The organism is Acetobacter cibinongensis (assembly GCF_000963925.1).
GTDB classification, from domain to species: domain Bacteria; phylum Pseudomonadota; class Alphaproteobacteria; order Acetobacterales; family Acetobacteraceae; genus Acetobacter; species Acetobacter cibinongensis.
Genome location: NZ_BAMV01000037.1, coordinates 1 through 4006, shown reverse-complemented (window position 1 = coordinate 4006; position 4006 = coordinate 1). Strand labels below are relative to the sequence as shown.

The following is a 4006-nucleotide window of genomic DNA, read 5'->3' as shown; positions in this document are numbered from 1 at the left end:
TTTTAAATGGTTACATTTTCGGGGGGCACGTCACCCCCCCCAAGGTGGACATGGAGTAAATTCTCGTAATGAAACAAGCCCGGCGGAGAGAGGGCTTGTTTTAACCTAATTAAAGGACACCTTGTAACCTGAATAAGGACACTTTTGCGGGGTTAATCTGCGTGGAAACAGGGGTTCTCCTAATTAAGGAATTTCGACAATTTCGACATTTGTGCCCGCATTTTTTATGTCCGACAAGAGAAGTTATCGGACATAAAAACGGGGGAGGGGGTAAAAATCAAAAAATAAGGGAGTTTCAAGTTATAGGCCACTTAGAGTGAATACAAGATGCTTGCCTTCACGTTTGTAAAGACGTATTTTTATGTGCATCTGGAGAGGAGATAACAGTATGGCGTCTATCAATCTGAGGATAGATAGCCTCCTGAAGGATCAGGCCTATGCCCGTCTCGCGGAACTGGGCGTGACACCGTCCGACCTGATCCGCCAGACCTTCGAATATGTCGTAGAGACTGGAAAACTGCCGGTGTCTCGCCATGTCCTCTCCACAGAGGATGCGGATCTGCTGCAGGTTGCACGCGAACGCCTCGCGACGCCGCAAGCGCCCGTAACGGTGACACTGGATGACCTGTGAGCCGCTACACACTCCAGTTTGATCCTCGCGCCCTGAAGGAATGGCGCAGTCTTGACCGCACGATTCAGGCGCAATTCAAGAAGGTTCTGGCAATCGGGGAACGCGACAAGTCCAGAGCTTATGCACAGGCTGGCAAACGGCTCTAAGCATGCGCATCGAACGTCTTGCCGCTCGCCCCGATGACGTGGTGCCAGCACTGACCCGTACGGCCCTGACATTTGGCGCACTCGACCAGCAGCTGCGTCGTCACCCTTTGCGTGAGGCTGTGTTGTTTCGGGTGCGGCTGGAAGCGGCCCGACAGTGCGCGGCCGTAGATGGGTTTATGATCGACCCCTGGCAATTAGCAGCGAGCCTTGAGGGCCTGCGTCCACGCATCCGCGGTCAGGATGTGTACGAGCGGGGCAACGAGGTCGATGCGTTGCGTTATGCCTTTGAGCAGTATCAGTGGCTCGCCCGGGCATCAGCGTTTCAGGAGGAGCAGGTTACCGAAGCGCTGAGCAGTATGACCGTGCCAGTTGGACGTCTAGGTGTGTTGTGGGGCAGCGCACTGGCGTTTCGGGAATGGATTGATGCCGGTCGGTCACGCGCCCCTTTTCGGGGAGCGCTGGTTCGCCTGTGGCAGAAGGAAGGGGTGTTCAGTGGCTTGTATCCCATAACGGGAGCCGCAGCATTTCGTGCTGCAACGTCCTGGGATGAGCGGCGCTGGATACCGGCATGGCTGAACGCATTGGAGCGGGAGGCGGCTGGGGTCAAAGACATGATCCATACGTTGGACCGGTCATGGCGTGGTGCGCGTGCGCAAGCCGGGGATCAGCGCCGCAACTCCAAAGCGCCCTTGGCCATCGACATTATTGCTGCCCATCCGGTGATTTCTGCGACAACATTGGCCGCCCAGCTGTCCGTTTCGGTTCAGGCTGCCTGCGTCCTTCTGGAGCGGTTTTTGGAGCGTGGATTAGTTATTGATGTCACGCACCGTGCCGCGCGGCGTCTTTTTGCTCTGAAGGACCTCGCGCCACTCAAAGAAGTCGTCAGAATACCGAAGAAACCAGTTTCAGGCCGTAAGCGGGGGCGCCCTCGTTTAGATGATGAGGCTGATCATGACGATCAGGGTACTGGGGTGGTTGAAAAATCGCCTCCTCCGTTGCCGCGATGGAAGCCTGACTATACGGCGCTAGAAACGGCAATGGCGTTTGCAGATAGTGTTATTTTTAGAGCAAAATAAGGAGAAAAGTTCAGTCAGGATAACGGAAGACGGTCAACCCATGAAGCAGCGGCATGTAGCTGCCTCTGGTCATTAATTGCCAGGTTGGAGGGTTCGAAGAACCCTCTGGTTTTGGGCCTGCCTTTTGTGATTCCATTACTCCTGTGTTGATTGGGGGCATTAAGCATGAAGCAGGCTGGCTTTTTTGATGTTGGAGAGCGGCTTGCGCGATTGAACGGGCTTGGTGATCTGCTCGAAGCTTTTTCCCTGATTGTGGATTTTGAAGTGTTCCGCCCTGATTTGGAGCAGGCTCTGGCCTATTCAACTGGGAGCAAAGGCGGGAGACCGGTTTTCTGAAGAAGGGTCAGGCGTCCTGCGATGTGGGGCGGCAGTATACGGGATCTGCCGGCAAGATCATGAACTGCCAGATTGGTGTGTTTGGCGCTTATGTTTCGGAACGGGGGCATGCCTTTATTGACCGCGCCCTGTATCTTCCAAAAAAACTGGACATCAAAGTCTGAGCGCCTGAAGCAGGCCCACGTTCCCGATGACGTGGTGTTTGCAACCAAACCGGCGTTAGCCTCGATGATGATTGAGCAGAATATTGAGGCCGGTGTGCCCTGCCGCTGGGTTGCAGCAGACAACGTCTATGGCGTCGGCGACATCGCCGATGGAGACCTTGCCTATTTTACGACCTGGTGCCCGAAAGGGACAACCATGCAGGAACTCGTGAACGTTGAAGGGACGCGCTGGAGGATCGAAGAATGTTTCGAGACGGCCAAAAACGAATTCGGTCTTGATCATAACGAGGCCCGTTCCTGGCATGGTTGGCATCCGCATGTCCATCTGGTCATGCTGGCCTATGCCGTCATTGCCAGTGTCCGGTATCAGGCAAACTTATTGAAACCGAAAAAACACAACACAGAACACGACAGTCCTTGTCCGCTGGTCCATTCAGGAAATCAGGCGCCTCGTCGTAAAACTTGTACAACGCAGACTACCCGTCGCTCACTTCCCCAGATGGTCCGTCTTTCGACAAACGCATCAGGTCAGCGCTATCCGCGCTCACTCACGACATAAAATGCAGCTGTAGTGCTAAGGTTTAACCGACCTTTCGCAGCGGAACGGGCTGAACAGCCACAGATCCCGGGACGCCTTGGGTCTGACGCTCCCGATCCAGATAGCGCAGGCAACTGACGCGCAAGAAAGACGCCATGTTGGGCAGTTCACCCCGAAGCTCCAGAATTTCATCTGAGAGCTTCGTGATAAGCTGGTTGACCGTCATGCCGTCTGCTGCGGCAATTTCCGTCAGCACATCCCAGAACAAGTTCTCCAGCCGGATCGTGGTGACGACACCGTGAATCCGTAGAGATCGCGTCCGGCTTTCATAAAAGATCGGGTCGGCGCAAACATAGAGTTCACACATGGCTACTCTTTCTCCCTACGGGCAAAACACAATCAGGCTTCGATCTTCGTGCCCAGAACCTTCAGGAACTGGCCGATCCAGGCCGGGTGTGCCGGCCATGCTGGCGCGGTCACGAGCTTGCCGTCTGTGACAGCCTCATCGATCGCAATTGCCTGATAGTCTGCGCCTGCCAGGATCATTTCAGCACGACACGCCGGATAGGCAGAAACCTTGCGTCCGGAAATAACATTGGCCGCGGCGAGAAGCTGCGAGCCGTGGCAGACGGCGGCAATCGGCTTGTCAGCCGCCACGAAGACCCGGATCAGGTCCAGCACGCTCTCATCGGTGCTGAGCTGTTCAGGCGCACGACCACCCGGAATAACCAGCGCATCGTAATCTTCCGCTTTCGTGCCTACATAGGTGGCGTTGAGCGTGAAGTTGTGGCCGCGCTTTTCGGTGTAGGTCTGATGGCCTTCAAAATCGTGGATGGCCGTTGCCACCTGTTCGCCGGACTTCTTGCCCGGAGACACTACATCCACCTTATGCCCAACCATCAGCAGCATCTGGAATGGCACCATGATTTCGTAATCTTCAACAAAATCACCTGCGAGCATAAGAATACGTTTACCAGCCATGAGATCATCCTAACGATCGGGGTTCAAAAGACAAACTCCTTATTACCTTACGCAGAAGGAGCATGGGTAATAGGTGGTAATGACACACAGTCCCGTCACCCGGCGGATTCAACCGGTCGTCGCAACACCTTAAT

At 54.9% G+C, this 4006-nt stretch carries 5 protein-coding genes and 2 pseudogenes; 5 read left to right on the top strand and 2 right to left on the bottom strand.

Annotation, left to right across the window (positions count from 1 at the left end):
* Positions 1–361 precede the first annotated feature (361 nt).
* The 5 genes and pseudogenes from Abci_RS12975 to Abci_RS12955 all read left to right on the top strand — a co-directional run.
* Positions 362–631: a type II toxin-antitoxin system RelB/DinJ family antitoxin gene (locus Abci_RS12975; RefSeq protein WP_244877691.1), complete on the top strand. Its 270-nt coding sequence runs from the start codon at positions 362–364 to the stop codon at positions 629–631.
* On the top strand, positions 628–777 hold the full coding sequence (locus Abci_RS12970; protein WP_181015856.1) for a type II toxin-antitoxin system RelE family toxin: 150 nt from the start codon (positions 628–630) through the stop codon (positions 775–777). The genes Abci_RS12975 and Abci_RS12970 overlap by 4 nt, the downstream gene beginning before the upstream one ends.
* A gap of 2 nt (positions 778–779) precedes the next feature.
* On the top strand, positions 780–1853 hold the full coding sequence (locus tag Abci_RS12965) for a hypothetical protein (protein WP_048839602.1): 1074 nt from the start codon (positions 780–782) through the stop codon (positions 1851–1853).
* 165 nt (positions 1854–2018) lie between these two features.
* Positions 2019–2186 (top strand): annotated as a pseudogene (locus Abci_RS12960) (IS5/IS1182 family transposase); the annotation flags it as partial.
* Positions 2174–2812, top strand: a pseudogene (locus Abci_RS12955) (IS701 family transposase); the annotation flags it as partial. The pseudogenes Abci_RS12960 and Abci_RS12955, both read left to right, overlap by 13 nt.
* Positions 2813–2934: 122 nt before the next feature.
* On the opposite strand, the gene Abci_RS12950 reads toward Abci_RS12955, so the two are convergent.
* Both Abci_RS12950 and Abci_RS12945 read right to left on the bottom strand, forming a co-directional pair.
* A complete protein-coding gene (locus Abci_RS12950) occupies positions 2935–3258 on the bottom strand; it encodes a ribbon-helix-helix domain-containing protein (RefSeq protein WP_048839600.1) in 324 nt (107 codons plus the stop codon).
* 32 nt (positions 3259–3290) lie between these two features.
* Positions 3291–3872 carry a DJ-1/PfpI family protein gene (locus tag Abci_RS12945; protein ID WP_048839599.1) on the bottom strand — a complete coding sequence of 194 codons (582 nt, stop codon included), beginning with the start codon at positions 3870–3872 and terminating at the stop codon, positions 3291–3293.
* Between the last annotated feature and the right edge of the window lie 134 nt (positions 3873–4006).